Origin of the sequence: Photorhabdus namnaonensis (assembly GCF_001684335.1) — a bacterium.
GTDB classification, from domain to species: Bacteria; Pseudomonadota; Gammaproteobacteria; order Enterobacterales; family Enterobacteriaceae; genus Photorhabdus; species Photorhabdus namnaonensis.
The window spans coordinates 98,939-115,526 of sequence record NZ_LOIC01000082.1 but is presented as its reverse complement, the minus strand read 5'-3'; the positions used below and the strand labels follow the sequence as shown (position 1 = coordinate 115,526).

12 protein-coding genes and 1 pseudogene are annotated in these 16,588 nt (G+C 41.7%); 8 read left to right on the top strand and 5 right to left on the bottom strand.

Annotated features, from left to right (window positions below; genetic code table 11):
• The first annotated feature begins 1 nt into the window (after window position 1).
• The 3 genes from dapE to Phpb_RS17205 are packed head-to-tail and all read left to right on the top strand — an operon-like array spanning window position 2 to window position 1,991.
• Entirely contained in the window at window positions 2-1,129 is a 1,128-nt protein-coding gene (dapE, locus tag Phpb_RS17215) for a succinyl-diaminopimelate desuccinylase (protein ID WP_065391417.1), read from the top strand.
• Window positions 1,126-1,803, top strand: coding sequence for a M15 family metallopeptidase (locus tag Phpb_RS17210; protein WP_065391416.1), 678 nt, complete (start codon window positions 1,126-1,128; stop codon window positions 1,801-1,803). The genes dapE and Phpb_RS17210 overlap by 4 nt, the downstream gene beginning before the upstream one ends.
• Entirely contained in the window at window positions 1,803-1,991 is a 189-nt protein-coding gene (locus tag Phpb_RS17205; RefSeq protein WP_036779759.1) for a YpfN family protein, read from the top strand. Before Phpb_RS17210 ends, Phpb_RS17205 begins: the two co-directional genes overlap by 1 nt.
• A gap of 7 nt (window positions 1,992-1,998) precedes the next feature.
• Here Phpb_RS17205 and Phpb_RS17200 read toward each other — a convergent pair whose 3' ends face one another.
• The 5 genes and pseudogenes from Phpb_RS17200 to Phpb_RS17180 form a co-directional block, all read right to left on the bottom strand.
• Entirely contained in the window at window positions 1,999-3,990 is a 1,992-nt protein-coding gene (locus Phpb_RS17200; RefSeq protein ID WP_065391415.1) for a tRNA(Met) cytidine acetyltransferase TmcA, read from the bottom strand.
• Window positions 3,991-3,995: 5 nt separating this feature from the next.
• Entirely contained in the window at window positions 3,996-4,448 is a 453-nt protein-coding gene (locus Phpb_RS17195; protein WP_011146947.1) for a DUF441 domain-containing protein, read from the bottom strand.
• 103 nt (window positions 4,449-4,551) lie between these two features.
• The gene (gene dhbA / locus Phpb_RS17190; RefSeq protein WP_065391414.1) at window positions 4,552-5,322 is read right to left on the bottom strand and encodes a 2,3-dihydro-2,3-dihydroxybenzoate dehydrogenase; all 771 of its coding nucleotides are present in this window, start codon (window positions 5,320-5,322) and stop codon (window positions 4,552-4,554) included.
• A gap of 70 nt (window positions 5,323-5,392) precedes the next feature.
• Window positions 5,393-6,013: pseudogene (locus tag Phpb_RS17185) on the bottom strand (isochorismatase family protein); the annotation flags it as partial.
• A gap of 22 nt (window positions 6,014-6,035) precedes the next feature.
• Window positions 6,036-7,670 carry a (2,3-dihydroxybenzoyl)adenylate synthase gene (locus Phpb_RS17180; RefSeq protein ID WP_065391412.1) on the bottom strand — a complete coding sequence of 545 codons (1,635 nt, stop codon included), beginning with the start codon at window positions 7,668-7,670 and terminating at the stop codon, window positions 6,036-6,038.
• A 402-nt stretch (window positions 7,671-8,072) separates the two neighbouring features.
• Here Phpb_RS17180 and Phpb_RS17175 point away from each other — a divergent pair, with 402 nt between their 5' ends.
• The 5 genes from Phpb_RS17175 (at window position 8,073) to Phpb_RS17155 (ending at window position 16,582) form a co-directional block, all read left to right on the top strand.
• A complete protein-coding gene (locus Phpb_RS17175) occupies window positions 8,073-9,137 on the top strand; it encodes a radical SAM protein (protein ID WP_065391411.1) in 1,065 nt (354 codons plus the stop codon).
• Between the two features lie 4 nt (window positions 9,138-9,141).
• Window positions 9,142-10,146: a hypothetical protein gene (locus Phpb_RS17170; protein WP_065391410.1), complete on the top strand. Its 1,005-nt coding sequence runs from the start codon at window positions 9,142-9,144 to the stop codon at window positions 10,144-10,146.
• A gap of 525 nt (window positions 10,147-10,671) precedes the next feature.
• Complete coding sequence (locus Phpb_RS17165; RefSeq protein ID WP_065391409.1) at window positions 10,672-11,682, top strand: hypothetical protein; 1,011 nt, start codon at window positions 10,672-10,674, stop codon at window positions 11,680-11,682.
• Entirely contained in the window at window positions 11,679-12,173 is a 495-nt protein-coding gene (locus Phpb_RS17160) for a hypothetical protein (protein ID WP_065391408.1), read from the top strand. Before Phpb_RS17165 ends, Phpb_RS17160 begins: the two co-directional genes overlap by 4 nt.
• A 17-nt stretch (window positions 12,174-12,190) precedes the next feature.
• A complete protein-coding gene (locus tag Phpb_RS17155; protein WP_065391407.1) occupies window positions 12,191-16,582 on the top strand; it encodes a condensation domain-containing protein in 4,392 nt (1,463 codons plus the stop codon).
• Window positions 16,583-16,588 lie beyond the last annotated feature (6 nt).

Genomic DNA, 16,588 nt, shown 5'->3' with positions numbered 1-16,588 from the left:
AATGACTTGTCCTGTAATTGAACTTGCACAACAACTCATCAAGCAACCCTCTGTCAGCCCGGACGATAGAGGTTGCCAAGATATTATAATCGCCCACTTGCAAGCAATTGGCTTTACCGTTGAACGGATGCCCTTTGGCGATACAAACAATTTTTGGGCCTATCGCGGCACAGGCCCGACGTTAGCCTTTGCCGGACACACTGATGTCGTCCCGGCGGGCGATGAATCTCAATGGGAATATCCCCCATTTGAGCCAACTATCCGCAATGGCATGTTATATGGCCGGGGAGCGGCAGATATGAAAGGCTCATTAGCGGCTATGATTGTCGCTGCTGAACGTTTTATTGCCGCCCACCCCAACCATAATGGTCGTCTGGCCTTCCTTATTACTTCAGACGAGGAAGCAAAAGCCACCCACGGCACCGTTAAAGTGGTTGAAGCGTTGATGTCCCGCAATGAACGATTAGATTATTGCCTGATCGGCGAGCCTTCTAGCCAGCATCGCCTTGGCGATATGGTGAAAAATGGCCGTCGCGGTTCCCTTACTGCGAATCTCACCGTCCACGGTATTCAAGGCCACGTTGCCTATCCGCATTTAGCTGATAACCCAATCCACCGTGTCCTTCCCGCTTTACAGACACTGGTCAATACACACTGGGATGAAGGAAACGAATTTTTCCCGGCGACTAGTATGCAAATTGCCAATATTCACGCAGGAACAGGCAGCCATAATGTGATCCCTGGAAATGTGCAAGTTCAATTTAATTTCCGTTTCAGTACAGAACTGACTGATAGCCAAATTCGTGAACAAGTTGAAACTATCCTAAAAAATCACCACCTGAATTACACGATTGAGTGGATACTGGCAGGCCAGCCCTTTCTGACAGCCAAAGGTGAGTTAGTCAATGCTGTCATACAGGCAATAGACCAGTATTGCGGCTACCAACCTGAATTATCTACCAGTGGCGGTACCTCCGATGGCCGATTTATCGCCCAGATGGGCGCTCAAGTTGTCGAACTGGGGCCACTCAACTCAACAATTCATAAAGTTAATGAATCCGTTAGCGCCGCCGATCTGCAACAACTCAGCCGGATTTATCAACGCGTGATGGAGCAGCTAATCCAGTGATCACCACAAATATGTTAACCGGCCTGGCTACTGGTCACTTGATTTCCCTCTTTGGCAATCACCGATTACAACCAGAAGCCGCCAATGCTTTTCTTGCCATGCGACAAGCCGCTGAAAAGGCCGGAATTAATCTGCAACCTGCCAGCACATTCCGTGATTTTCAACGTCAGCAAGCTATCTGGAATGGAAAATTTCGTGGTGAACGCCCGGTGTTGGATGAAAATAGCCAACCAATGGATATCACCCAGTTATCAGAAGGAGAACGCTGTAAGGCAATTCTTCGTTGGTCTGCCCTGCCCGGTGGCAGCCGCCATCACTGGGGAACAGAGCTGGATATTTATGATCCAACGATGCTGCCGGATAACCAGAAGTTATTACTCGAACCTTGGGAATATGAAAATGGCGGTTATTTCGAACCATTAACTCATTGGTTAACCGAGAATATGGCCCATTTCGGTTTTTACCGTCCCTTTGTCGGTCATAATAGCGGCATCGCTTATGAGCCGTGGCATATCAGCTACCAACCATTAGCCAAACAATTGGAAAAATTGCTGACTCCACAAATGTTACTGGATGTATGGCAGCACCATGACATCGCAGGCATTGACTGGTTATCTGCTAACTTACCTTATATATTTGAAAATTACCTCCACGTTGAGCAGGAGATAACCTAATGCAATGGTTAGCTGATTATTGGTGGATTATTTTAATTTTATTGGTTGGCGTTCTTCTCAATGCCATTAAAGAGTTACGCCGCCTGGATGTGAAAAAATTTCTGGACAACAAACCGGAACTGCCTCCTCATCGGGATCTCAATAACAAGTGGGATGATGAAGATGATTGGCCACAGAAAAAACCGTAGTCCCCTCTTACCAGTCTCTGGCAAGTTTCTCATCGAGACTTAACAGCGCCTGTGCGGTTTCTCGCCGCCAGAGTTGCACTAATGCTTTGTAGCCACTCAACCTCAATACAGAGACACATTGCTCAACGCTCATTTCTTGCTGGAGATGATTTCTCAGCGCAATCAACGGCAAATCACTGTTCAGCAACAAGCGTTGCAAGGCGGGCAATGAAGCGGAAAGCGGCCGGTGAGCAAATGCAAAACCTGATAGTTCCTGCCAATCATGCCGATTAAGATGATGGTCAGTCTGATAATCAACAGGCAAGCTAAATCCAATCTGGGATTCTAGCCAATGTGCATCACGAGCAAGCTGTTGATGAGCTTGAATCCCCAGAACAATCCCCTGTTCACTCAGAGGAAAAATAGCCATTGCGGTATAACAACCACTGCTGGCTTCCAAATGAGTTCCCATTCGCACTAATTGGAAGCCACATTTCCGCCACAATGCCCATAGCTCTGCGGTATAGCCAAAGCTGACAGAAATAAAATCCACGCCTTGTTTTTCCGCCCTCTCCCGTTGATACGCGATCATTCCCTGAGCAATACCCTGTCTGCGATTATTAACCTGTACAGCAACCCGGCTGATGCGTTGAGATTTCAAAACCGCCGCCTGTGGTAAACCACTATGGGCAGCTAACGATTGCGCAACCAGATTTCCCCTTGGACGACGCCTGCCTGCCCATATTTCATGTGCCAGTTCAGGCGACAACCCACCTTCTTCAACCATCCATAAAGCCCCCATCAAGGCATTATTTCTAAGAGCGGCGACAAATTGCATCCCTTTCGCATCAAGTAAACGCCGTAAATCCAAAGGTGAAGTTTTGTAGTGAGCACTGGTCAATATGCCGTAAAATTGCCTCAGCAATTCAGGCTGTTTAATCCATTGTTGCTGATGATAAACGTGATAACTGATCGCCTGATCAGAATTATTGACAGGAATGGCATCCTCAAACAGTAAAGCGTTTTCCAACCAGTTTTCCAGCGGATCATTTTCCGCCCAACGCACAGGAGCCGTCAGGTTCAAAACATGGCTATCAGGAATCCCAACACAAAATTTAAGTAAAAATCCGCGCCCGGTACCTTCATATCCCTGTACAGTTGTGGTCAATAATATTCGGGGAAAATAGCTGATCAACTCAGACAATTGCGGCATTGGAATGGCAGCGGCTTCATCGATAAGCAACCAATCAATATCTGATACGTTATTTTGTCTACAATATTTGAGCAAACTATCTACGGCCCAGAATTTTCCCTTGTCCCCCGCATAGCGCCTGATAACTTCGGTTGTCGCCTTCGCTGGTGCGGTTAGCCAGCAATTTCCCTGCCATTGCTGCATTAACATACCAGCAAGTGTCGATTTACCTCGCCCTCTTGGCGCAGTAATGACCCATACCCCCCGATTTGCCCGCAAAAGTCGAACCAAAATGGCATGTTGGCTGACAGTTGGGTTGCCATCAGGCAGTTGCCACGCGCTGTACTGTAGAAATTCAGGGATGCATAAGGGATCATTTTGCAGCCAGAGCAAAACTTGAGAATCGCTAACAATTTGCTGCTGAATATGCTGAACAAAATGCGGCGTTGGCATAGCATCTAACTGTTCGTTCCAACGTGCGCTATCCTTATCTGGTTGATAACGCCATTGGCGCCAAAATGGAACCATCATCACCAACCAACTTCCAGCTTTCAATGTGCCTGCTAATATCGCCAGAGCTTCCGCATTAAAACCTTCGGTAGCGTCAAATATTCCGTGCAGATATTCCTGGCCTAATAAACTGACCGCCTTTTCTGGCGACACAGCATTCTGTTCACGATAAGAGATCCATAACCAATCACCAGTAAATCTCCGCTGTAACTCATTAGCCTGTAAATAGCACCAATGATAATCCCCACTCAATACCAGCAAACGACGTAATCCCTGCTGCTGCATTTCCGTCTGTATCACACTCAGTTCTGACAACATAACGGCTATGATTTACCAATCAACAATGACAAAATCCCCGCGGCAATCAGCGGCCCCACAGGAACACCTTTAAACAGGGCAACGCCTAATACCGTTCCCACCAGCAAACCCGCGACTGTCGATGGCTGATTAGACATGAGTGAAACACCCCGACTCCCTAACCATGACACTAATACACCTATCACTATCGCCAGTAACGATTTCCAATTCATAAACGAGTTAAGGACAGCCTGTACCGTAATTTTTCCACTGGCGATAGGCGCCATGACTCCCACAGTCAAAATAAGTACACCGATGGTCAACCCATATTTTTCCACCCACGGGAAAAAATGATTCAGTGGCGTTATGCGGATAACCAGCAAGAGCAACATCGCAAGCGTGACGGTCATGTTGTGGCTGATGATGCCCAGTGCTGCCAACACGAGCAGCACCAGTAAAGTAGGATCGAGATGACTCATAGATTTCAATACCCTATAACACAACAGCCTAATCCTGTTTAGGCTAGGGCAATTTTTCCTTATATTACAGAAACAACGGGTATTTTCGTATTAATTCAAACAATTAACAAGCTAACGTCGCACCACCATCAACCACAATATCCTGTAGCGTTATATGGCTTGCCAAATCAGAAGACAAGAAGAGTACGGTATGTGAAATTTCATTAACGTTTGCAATCTTACCCAGGGGAATACCCAATTTATATTGCTCAGGATACCCGTTAATCGTATTTTTTTCATCATCATCAGTTTTCCACATGGAACGCTGCATAGGCGTATCCGTCGAACCCGGCGATACAACATTACAACGTACACCAAACGGCGCGAGTTCTAACCCAACACAATGCGTTAAACTTGTCAGTGCTGATTTTGATGCACAATAAGCCGCCATTCGCATACGTGGAACATGTGCCGCATTAGAGCTAATGCTGATAATAGCGCCACTGCGCTGACGTTTAAAATGGGGAACCACAGTATGAAATAGATAAAAAGCCCCTGAAGCATTGACATTAATACAACGATGCCAGTCACTTATATTTAGCTCATCAATATTTCCCAATTGCAATATACCGGCAGCATTAACCAAAATATCTAATTTGGCTGAGATAGACAGTTGTTGGGAACAAATCATTTCGACCTTTTCTGGATCACTAATATCGAGTTGTATACATTGATAAGGCAAATTATCTTGCTCAAATACGCGATCGAAACCTATTACATTAGCACCAAGCGCGGTAAAATCACGGGCAATTTGTTCACCAATGCCACGTGCCGCTCCCGTTACCCAGACGGTTTTACGGCTAAAATCCATCTGTAAATTTTGTTTATTTTGCATATTATTTCTTCTTTGATAGCGATTTATTACTCACTTTTTATAAATTCTATTTATCAGAATTTACTGATGAAATTATTTCTTTAGTACTCATAACCATTCCTGATTTTTCAGCAACATATTTTAAAGCCATAAAGTGATCTTCCAGCGTAAAATCCGCTATCGCATCACCCACTAAAAAAGGCTTTATATCTCTCATGAATGCGTCAACCGCAGTAATCATGCAACCAATATGTCCGTACACTCCGCAAATAATTAATTGATCTCTCCCTAACTCTTTTATATTTTTTTCCAGCGAAGAACGTTGAAATGCACTATAACGCCACTTAACTATCACAATATCATCGCTATTAGGGGCTAAAGCATGGTTGATATTCTGTAAATGAGGTGTTCTATTTAAGCCAGCTCCCCATATATCATTAAGTAATGCGCGCTCTTCATCACTTTGTACTTTAGGTTGCGCTGTATATATAATGGGAATCTCTTTTTCTTTACAAAATAGTTTCAACAAATGAATATTTTCAATTAATTTATTAACTAAAGGACTATTATTACCGAAAAATTGCAAGAAATAGTCCTGCATATCATGAATAAGCAAAATTGCTTTATGGGGCTCGAATAACCAGGAGGCTTTATTGCCTGGAAAATCTTTCGGCTGAGGTAGCTTATAATTTTTCAATGATGGAATGGTCATTTCAATACCTTCATATCATTAATTAATTTTCTAATTTATCTCGAATGAGTTTTCTTAATAATAGTTTATTAATCTTGCCAACCGGTGTAACAGGCATAACATCAATCATCTCAAAGCGATCAGGCAATTTATACTCAGCAATTCCTAACCCCCTTAAATATTTCCGCAGTTGCAACCCGGTTATATTCGGATCAGCCGCCACGATAAAAGCACAACTTTTTTCCCCCAACAAAGGATCAGGCATCGCAACTAGAGCACTATGGATAACACCTTCATGTTTGAGTAGCAAAGATTCAATTTCTTCCGCAGCAATTTTTTCACCACCGCGATTGATTTGATCTTTCTCACGTCCGACAATACATACATAACCCTCTTTAGTCATATAAGCTAAATCACCGCAATAATAAAAACCTTCTTTGTCGAATACCTTCGAATTGTGCTTCGGGCTTTTATAATATCCCCGGAATGTATATGGCCCACGAACGATTAACATACCCGTCGAACCTGGCGCTTGTATATTGCCGTTATCATCGACGATACTCACCTCATCATCTTCACTCATTGGACACCCCTGAGTGGTAAATATACGTTCATCATCGTCATTAAGCCGGGTATAACATACTAACCCTTCGGCCATACCAAAAATCTGTTGCAACTTACATGAAAAAAGTTTCGGTATCACTCGCGCCACACTTTCACTTAACTTTGCTCCACTGACTTGTAATAGTTGAAGACTTTCCAGTGAATATTCGTATTTTCTAATCGCCTGAATCCATAATGCGACGGCCGATGGCACCAGCGAGGTCATTGTGACTTGATATTCACGTATTAGAGGAAAGCAGGTCGCAGACCCAGGATCTGTCGCTAATATGACACAACCGCCAGCGTAAAATACGCCAAGCGCCCCCGGAGAACTCAACGGATAATTATGTTGCGCCGGCAAAGCACAAAGATAACGAGTTTGTTGTGTCAACTCACAAATTTCAACACTGCGTCTAACGCTATAATAGTAATCGTCATGCGTCCTTGGAATTAATTTAGGTGTTCCTGTGCTCCCACCTGACAGTTGAAAAAAAGCGACCTCATCCGAACATGTCGCTTCAAAATTCAAAGATAAATCTGTTGACTCTAACCACGGCTTTAATTCATTAGTATATAACTCATTGGTATATTGTATTTTCCGACCATCAATGACGATATTTCTCAGCCGTGGGCAATCTGTTTTTAATTGCTCTAGGAAATCACTATTCTGCAAAAGTGAATGCTCTGACGAAAGTACAATCAAACTTGGATCAATTTGCTGTGCATAAGAAAGTAACTCCAGTTTATTATGGCTAAATAATGCATTAATAGGTACTACTCCCATTTTTAGGAGCGCAAAAAACGTAATATAAAATTCAGCTATATTCGGTAATTGTACGATAGCAGTATCACCTCGCTTTATTCCCGCTAAAGTGAGATTTGTGGCTAATGCAGAGGATTGTTGATCAAGTTGATGATAACTAAATTTACGATCACCACAGATAATAGCAATAGCTTCAGGTTGTATCTGACATTGTTTATAAAGTATGTCAGTTAAGGGTTTTCCAAGCCAATAACCCTTTTCACGATAACGTTCTGCTAATTCAACCGGCCAATGTGTAAATTCAATAGACATGATTTTATTCCTTATATGAATATTCAATACCTTGAACAATCGTCAACGACTGTTTATACATATTTACTTTATCCTTAACCAGAAATATTTCGATCCTTATTTTGTGAGCCGCCTCTAAATAAATACATTTCATAACAAGTCATACTTACAGCCTATCCAAATAGGCGTAATTGTTGGAGACAGTTTGAACACGGACAGCGCGGAAAAACCGGAGCGTACACGTAGTACGTGAGGATTTTGAGCACTGCCCAGGTTCAAAATGGCAAATAAAATAGCCCTATTGGGATAGGTAATTAGTGCAAGCGCTCAAAATACAAATTTATATGACTAAATATATTGCAAAATAAACTCATACTGCTAATAGTTAGTAGCGTATAACCTTTAATTTAAAAGGGGTAGATTATGTCATGCTTTCCTCCCGGGTATTGGGAGCAATATCCGAATACTGCCACTGTGATCACAACATATACTTGCAATGCAGCTTGCAAAGAATGTTGTTTTGAATGTAATCCCTCGGTAAAAGCACGTTTAAGCCTGGATGAAATCAAACAATTTATTACACACTCAAAAGCGAATTTTCCGGGGCTAAAGCTCATCGTTTTCAGTGGTGGTGAATGTTTCCTACTGGGTAAAGATCTGATTGAAGCTATTCGCTTTGCCTCAGATCATGGCTTATTGACCCGTTGCGTGACTAATGGTTATTGGGGAAAAAATAGAGAGAAAGCGCAAAAAATCGCCCAAGATTTAATAGCTGCCGGCATCACAGAAATAAACATCAGCACCGGGAAAGATCACAGTGAATGGATTCCTCTTGACAGTGTAGTTACAGCGGCAGAAGCATTAGCTGAACAAAATATTACAACACTGATTACCGTAGAACAGGATACCGCTGATTCCGCCATCGCGACGCAAATCACACAGAACCCAGTCATTAAACGCCTGAAAGAACAAAACAAGATTAATTTACAACGAAATACCTGGATGCCGTTCTATGACACCAGTGAAGAACGAAAAGATGTGCCAAACCGGGATCAGCAATTGGCAAAAGGGTGCGATCAGGTCTTTGAAAATATTGTACTAACACCACACGGTGAAATTTCCGCTTGTTGTGGGCTGACATTAGAGCATATTCCCGAAATGAAACTTGGTCGTTTGCAAGGAAGCGATGTATCTCAACTTTTTAAAGGTCAGGAAGAAGACTTTATGAAAGTATGGTTAAGAACAGAAGGACCATACAAGATCCTAAAAAAATATCGCCCACTGGATAGCAACATTAATCTGGAAAAAATCGTTCATCCCTGCCAAGCCTGTGCTCATTTACATAAAGACGAAGGAACACGCCGGAATCTGTTAGATAATTACCACAAAGAAATCATTCCCGTGATGAAGAAATTTAATGCTAAAGAAAGACTGGATCTCATCTACTACTCAGCAGAGAAAAATGCGGTTAACTTAACTGAGGAATAACTTGATGAAACGACGTACATTTATTGGCGTAGCGGCGGGAGCCGCCGTTGGCAGTATCATACCCACTGTTAACGCCCGCTCTGACAGTAACCGTCTCTTCGGCGTACCACGTTCACTACTCTCTCCGGGAGGAGTCGAAGAAAATAGGCTGCGGTTGTCAATGTCAAACGCCAAACTCCCCATTGAAGTTTGGGAAGAGCTTATTACCTACAACCGATTTTGGGAAACGATAAAACAGCAACCGGCTTTGGCATTATCATATCGAGAATCACCGGAAAAAGTGTTGGATGAATTTGGTATAGATAAAGAGATTATTAGCCCCGGTTCCGCAGAGGAATTACTGTTATTCATCACTTATGACAAAGAGTTAATGCATGCGGTAAAAACCAACGACTATGAAGAATTATTTTCCCGGCTAAAGAGCTACGGCTTAAATAGAAGGAAATCAAGCCTGAGAAGCCGAATTAATCACTACCTTAATCAAGATGCCAATCTGATCGCGCATTTTAAAGAACACATTGCACCAGATAAGTTCAAAGAGTCAGATATTCCCCCTCTTCTCAGGTTAAAAGAAATTTTGGAGCCTTTGAACAACGGAGACGATACTAATCTTGCGGTAGGAGCAAGTGTCGTAGCCACCATTAACATGGCGGCCGTAGTTACCGCACACACCTCTACTACCGTCAATGTATCAACAACAACCAGTGTGATAGCACATGTCCTGATATTGACAGCGGTCTCGGTCTCTGGAAAATGCGTGGCGCAGTATCAGCCTCAAATTAATTATAATGAGATTTCCGCCAATACTGCCTCCATTCATCTTGCCAGAATCTATAATAACCAAGAAATGGTAGATACACTGGTCAAAGAAACAATCGAGAGAGAAATCACTGCTTGTCTGTTTGCCGCACAAAAATGTGGTTATATTAATTTGCCGACGACCCGTGAAGAGCGCAAAGAAGTCATGCAGCTTCTTACTGAATTGTCCTTAAAAACGATGACAACATGAAAAATACAACAAGATTGAATCGAAACTTTAACGTTATTACTAACGAATATCACCAAAATAACTCTTTTTCGGCTAGGAAATTTTTATTGAATGAGGTGGTAATCAAGGAAAGGTCTTATTCTTCTTTAGGAATATTTTTATTTACTATTTTGTGATCGGACTCTAAATAAGTGCCTTTTGTCGCTAAATACATTTAGTCTAAACGCTCAAAATATAAATTTAATCCACTAAGCTATTGCAAAATGTCACCATCCAGCCAATAGTTAGTATCGTCTGACCTTTAATCTAACGGAGGGCAAATTATTCTATGTTTTCTTATTGAATGTTTTTCCATTGAGTATCAGGAACGATACTCAAATCCTGTTATAGTCACTATAATATATACTTACAATGAATATCGCAGGTAAGAAATATCAATTAGATAATTATTTCAGTAATGAAGAAACTTAATAAGGAAAGGTTACATCTTATCTTATATAACGCTCAATAAAAAAAGAATTCCGTTAACTTATAAAGGAATGAATTATGAAAAGACGTACATTTATTGGCGTGGCTGCCGGCGCGGCTATTGGCAGTGTTATACCCACCGTTAACGCTCGCACTGATAGTAACCGCCTCTTTGGCGTGCCACGCTCATTACTCTCTCCGGGAGAGGTTGAAGAAAATAAGCTAAGGTTGTCAATGTCAAACGCCAAACTTCCGGTTGAAGTCTGGGAAGAGATTATCACCTATAACCGATTCTGGGAAACCCTGCAACAGCAGCCCAATTTGGCATTAGAATATCGGGAGTCACCGGAAAAAGTGTTGGCTGAATTTGGCATAGACAAAGATGTCGTTAGCCCCGGCTCCGCGGAGGAATTACTGCTATTTATCACTTATGATAAAGACTTAATGAATGCGGTAAAAACCAACGACTATGAAGCGCTCTTTTCCCACCTAAAAACCTATGGTTTAAACGAAAGGGGCTCAAGTCTGAGAAGCCGAATCAATCACCATCTCAATCAAGACGCCAGCCTGTTCGCACATTTTAAAGAAAACATCGAATCCTATCAGCTCCAAGATACAAACACTCCTCCTCTTATCCGGCTGAAGGAAATTCTGGAACCCTTAAACCGTGAAGATGACACCAATATTGAGATTGCTCGCCTTGCGGTAGGGGCCAATGTCGTCGCTGCGGTCAACGTGGCTGTCGGCACCCGAGTTGTCGCAGCAGTGAATGCGGCGGCGGCAGTTAACGTAGTAGCCTACTTAAGCCTGGCGGTACAAACAGCGGTTACTGTATGTATGGCAAATTATTTACCCAAAATTGATCATAGCGACCTTTCAACCGGCACGGCTTCTCTTCATCTTGCCAGACTCTATAACAACCAAGAAATGGTCGATACACTGGTCAAAGAAGCTGTCAGAAGGGAGATCACCGCTTGCCTGTTTGCAGCGCAAAAGTGTGGTTATATCAATCTGCCCGCAACACGTGAAGAACGCAAAGAAGTGATTCATCTCTTTACCGAATTATCTTTAGGAATGGCAGCAGCATGAATAATATCGTGGGATTAAATCCAGACTTCAAAGTCATATTAATGAATGTCGCTATGCTCGTCCTGATCGCTTTAGTTTTTCTACCTGTACCATACTGGCTCAGTAACAATAATCCCAATAAGCTGGCGGCAAGTATCGCGACGACTCTCTTTGTCATCATTGCCTTATTTGTAGGCTATCAACTGTTATCAAATAAAGCCGTGGTCAAGGAAGAAAAATTATTGATGAAGTCCGGGGTATATTCACACGAATGGGTTATCTCCTCATTGCGCCGGGAAGAAGGCGTTTCCCTGGAAGATTTTAGTCGCAGTAATGGTATACATATCATCCATTATTCGTCTGGATACTATCACAAGGGAAAAAATAAATATTTCATTCTACGTGTAAGCAAACGCCCTCTGATTTGCTTTAACTCAGAAGGTAATATTGGGTTATGCATAGATGAATCTGTTTTTGAAAAAATAAAAGGCGAGTTGCAAGATAAAATATAGCGTGGAGCCACAAAATAATGGAATACCGTGACAATCATTGGCCGTTGAATTATACACAGCTCCGCTTAGCTATCGCTAATACTGTTGCTGACGATAAATCTGTCTTCAATGTCGGTGAATTCGTCAGCTTCAGTGATAATATTAGCCTGGCAAAATTGAAGCAGGCCATTATTACCATTCATCAATTCAATGATGGTTTTTCCTTACGTTACCGTATTGCCGAACACAATATTTTTCAGGAAAAAAGCGCTACGCCGGTCGAAGTTATACCAATAAAACTGTCAGATCCCGCAGTAGAACCAGCGGCAAAAGCTGATTTTGCAAAGAGAACAACTCAGCCGCTAGCGCCTGAAAAGGGGGTGACGATAAGGCATTATCTTTACTTTAATGATGTTGGGTGCTGTTTTTGGGGAATTATCGCTCACCATATCGCCACAGATTATTGGGGCATAGGTCAGTTGATTCACGATGTTTTGTCTTGCTATGAACGGCAAACATTCCACCCAACATCAGCGCCTGTTTTTACCTATCAAGCTTACCTTAACGATGTTAAATATAAAGCAAACGCGCATTATGCCAACAATAAAGAGTATTGGAATAATTACCTCAACCAACTGCCTAAATTAGAGGATTACGCCCGTAAACGCCTATTTCCTTCAAAAGCAATTAAGGTAAGCCGGCCGCTCACTGCAAACAACGGTAGTTTTACCTTTAATGATAAATTCATGATGATCCTGGCTTTATGTCTGCAAATGAGCAAACAAGGTCGCTTATCAACAAGTATCATCAATTTACCTTTCTCTAACCGACGCGACAAAGGAGAATACTGTTATTATCGCCCGGCAATGAACACGTTACCTCTGATGGTTTCTTTAACTCCGCAGGCAACAATAAAACAGATCCTTGTAGCAATGCAATCGCAAATGAGTCTGCATAGCAAGCATAGCCGTATTGATATAAACGATTTAAACGATGAGGCAATCAGTCGAGCAGATCAATTCACTGCCGCTCCTTATGTTAATTTGCTGCATGAGCTTGAACATGATCTCATGAAAGATAATCGCGCTATTCGCGGTTGTATGACTTCCGGCGCAGTCAATAATTATGGTATTAACATCCGGTTTTCTCCTAATGAGAAATCAGCATTAGTTGAATTGGATGTGGGGAGCCGATTGTACAGTCATTTTGCCGCTGATGTTCTGATCGACGATTATTTACGTATTTATAGCATTATTGCAGAAAATATTAATGAAACGGTCGAGACATATTGGAAAAAATATAAAGAAATTGAACCAATGGACAATATTACCTCTATCCTGTGGAATTCAGAAAATATTGTCGCTTATCAGCCGTTCAAAGAGAGTATTCTTGCCAGAATAGCACAAATCGTTGAAATATCGCCGGATAAAAAATCCGTCATTTATGGGGATCAAGCAGAAATAAGCAGTGTGCATCGCCTCAATTACCGCGAACTTTACCACAAATTATTAACTTTCAGCCAACTACTACTATCCTGCCCGCTACAAAACCGAAGGGTAGCTGTATTATTACCCAGAGGGATAGAGTCATTATTATCTATATTATCAATCCATACTGCGGGATTATGTTTTGTGCCAATCAATATGACATTCAGTCAAAAGGAAATTAACAGCATATTAGATGGCCTGAATGTTTCTTTATTAATTACTGCCCGGCGCTATCATGAAAAAGTAAACGGTATTAATAATACGCATCTTCTCTTTATTGAAGATATAGAAACTCGCCCTTCTGAAATATTCCTGGGGAATGATATAAAACGTCCCGCGACTCAAGAAGACGAAGCCTATATCTTTTTTACCTCAGGCACTACTGGCGCACCGAAAGCAGTACCAATAACGTTTAAGGGGCTTTATGCCTATTTAGCTGCGATGACAGCGCAGTATGGTATTAAACAAGATGACGTTATTCTCAATTTCAGCACCCCGGTTTTTGATGCTTATATTGAAGAGGTGTTTGGCTGTTTTTATCAAGGCGCTACATTGGCGATTGCTAACGATAATATGATCGTTGAACTGGAGACACTATTTTCATTTTGCCACGCACAATCAGTCACTATAGTTAACTTTCCTACCAATTATTGGCATCAAATTGTCTTTTTCCTACATGCAGCCATTAAACAACTCGCCCCTTCGATTAGAATGACAATTATCGGTGGCGATCTGGCAATGGATAAAGCCATTCATCATTGGTTGGAAAAAGTAGGATGTGGTATTTCCCTGATTAATTCTTACGGCCCAACAGAATGTTGCGTTGTAGCTAGCTGTCACAACATAGATGATAAATTTCAACCCGGCAATATCATTGGTAAAGCACTAGCAAATAGCACTATCGTTATTCGGGAATATGGAACTGATAAAATCATTAGTGGCAGTAGTGGAGAAATATGCATTCGTGGCGATTCTATCTGTACCGGATATATTAACGATAATCAGTCAACTTTACGTAAATTCTTACAGTTGAACGATGGAGAAATCTATTATTTAACCGGAGACCGTGGATTTTACGATAACCAAGGGAATTTAAATTTCATTGGCCGCCTGGATAAAGAGCGTAAAATTGACGGGAAACGTGTTGATCTGGATGAAATGCAAAGATTACTTACAACGGCAATTAATATTGATGACATTCATTTAACGATAAAAGAAAATGAAACTGGGTACCAATATATTAATATATTTATACCTGATGGTTCCTACTCAATCACGCGTCACGAAATCGTCTCATTCTTGCGTGGATGTTATCCAAAATTGCAGGTACCTTTTATTGTCGAATTAGCAGCATCCAACGATGTTGCTTCAGTGTCGGAGTTGAATAAAGAAGACAATATTTCGCAGATTAAAGGGGAAAAACGAGAAATATTTTTTACTTTATGGCGGGAAGTTTTTGGCGATAGTGATAGCGTTATTAATGAAGAGACTAATTTCTTTGACGCAGGCGGCACTTCTCTTAAAGCATTATTGTTAATTAATAAGATCCAGCAACGCTTTAATTGTTCTCTCCACTTGGAAGATTTCTATCACGCCCCAAGATTAGGTTATCTATTACAATCTATCATTCAACAAGGGCAAATACCGGTTTTAACCGATAAAAATAGCACTTGCCTGACAGAACAACACGACCAATATTATTGGATTATCGATACTATCTCTAATCGTTCCGGCGCTCATAATATCCCGCTATATTATCATCTGGCTGGCGAGATTGATTTAACGAAATTACGTTACGCTTTGCTGTATATCATGCAATATTTTCCTGCCCTCTGCCAACGAGTCACCATAACAGATGGGCAACTCTCTTTAACCTTCTCACCTGCTGCCGAAGAGAATCTGCCTTTCGAATATATTGATTTAACTCATGCTACCGGCATCAATATTGAGATTTCATTACGCAAAATATTAAATGATATGGCATTCAAGCCGATGGCATTGCAAGATAATCCACCGGTATATTTTAAATTATTAAAAATAGCAGAGCATGAACACTACCTTTTATTAAATTTCCACCATGCATTTTGTGACGGGATGTCGATTGCTCATGTGCTGCAAAAATTATCTTCCGCTTACGCCGATAATGTACCAAAAATTGAAGCCGCTACGAAAACAGGTATTAATGTCATCAATCAGCGCATGTCGGATGAAACATTAAATTTTTGGACAGAAAAATTATTCAATGTACTTTCGGCTGTCGGACAGCGCAATGATACATCAGAAGCTCATCAGAGGAGCCGGGGCCGACGTTATTCAATGCCGTTATCTCCTCAATTAATTACCGCGCTATCCAGCATGCAAAAAAAATATGCGGTGACTCTGGAACATATTGTGATTGGCGCATTTCTGATGACCATTAATTCATTACTCAATAAAGATGAGATTATCGTCGGTATTCCTTGCGCCAACCGCGTTCCTCCCATATCGTTTGACAGTGTTGGTAGCTTCGCGACAACACTACTGCTGCCCTACGTTACTGCGGAAACTTCGCTGATTAACGTATCCCGGTATGTCCGCGATTTTCTGGCAGACGCGAATACTCATTCCAATATCTCACTAGCGTATTTAAAACAACACCTTCACCACCACCACGGTATGCAATTGCCGGAAGTTATCTACTATTTTTCTTCTCAAATAGGATTTGAAACCAGTTTATATCTTGGTGAAACCCGTTGTACCAAGGAAAAAATCAAGGGACTCAAACCTAAAGGAGATATTGCGCTCGAACTGATCAATTTGCCAACCGGAATAGGGCTGGAATGGCTCTACGATGATGATATTTTCTCAGAAGATATCATCAGTGATATGGGGCTATTTTTGATTGATTTATTGGATTGCATGGGCACTCAGCATGACCTGATGCCTGGCGATACGGAACGATAACAAGTA

Bases quoted from the DNA above. Each gene is read 5' to 3' on its own strand.
- dapE (WP_065391417.1), top strand. From the start codon at position 2: ATGACTTGTCCTGTAATTGAACTTGCACAACAACTCATCAAGCAACCC.
- Phpb_RS17205 (WP_036779759.1), top strand. From the start codon at position 1,803: ATGCAATGGTTAGCTGATTATTGGTGGATTATTTTAATTTTATTGGTT.
- Phpb_RS17200 (WP_065391415.1), bottom strand. From the start codon at position 3,990: ATGTTGTCAGAACTGAGTGTGATACAGACGGAAATGCAGCAGCAGGGA.
- Phpb_RS17195 (WP_011146947.1), bottom strand. From the start codon at position 4,448: ATGAGTCATCTCGATCCTACTTTACTGGTGCTGCTCGTGTTGGCAGCA.
- dhbA (WP_065391414.1), bottom strand. From the start codon at position 5,322: ATGCAAAATAAACAAAATTTACAGATGGATTTTAGCCGTAAAACCGTC.
- Phpb_RS17180 (WP_065391412.1), bottom strand. From the start codon at position 7,670: ATGTCTATTGAATTTACACATTGGCCGGTTGAATTAGCAGAACGTTAT.
- Phpb_RS17175 (WP_065391411.1), top strand. From the start codon at position 8,073: ATGTCATGCTTTCCTCCCGGGTATTGGGAGCAATATCCGAATACTGCC.
- Phpb_RS17170 (WP_065391410.1), top strand. From the start codon at position 9,142: ATGAAACGACGTACATTTATTGGCGTAGCGGCGGGAGCCGCCGTTGGC.
- Phpb_RS17165 (WP_065391409.1), top strand. From the start codon at position 10,672: ATGAAAAGACGTACATTTATTGGCGTGGCTGCCGGCGCGGCTATTGGC.
- Phpb_RS17160 (WP_065391408.1), top strand. From the start codon at position 11,679: ATGAATAATATCGTGGGATTAAATCCAGACTTCAAAGTCATATTAATG.
- Phpb_RS17155 (WP_065391407.1), top strand. From the start codon at position 12,191: ATGGAATACCGTGACAATCATTGGCCGTTGAATTATACACAGCTCCGC.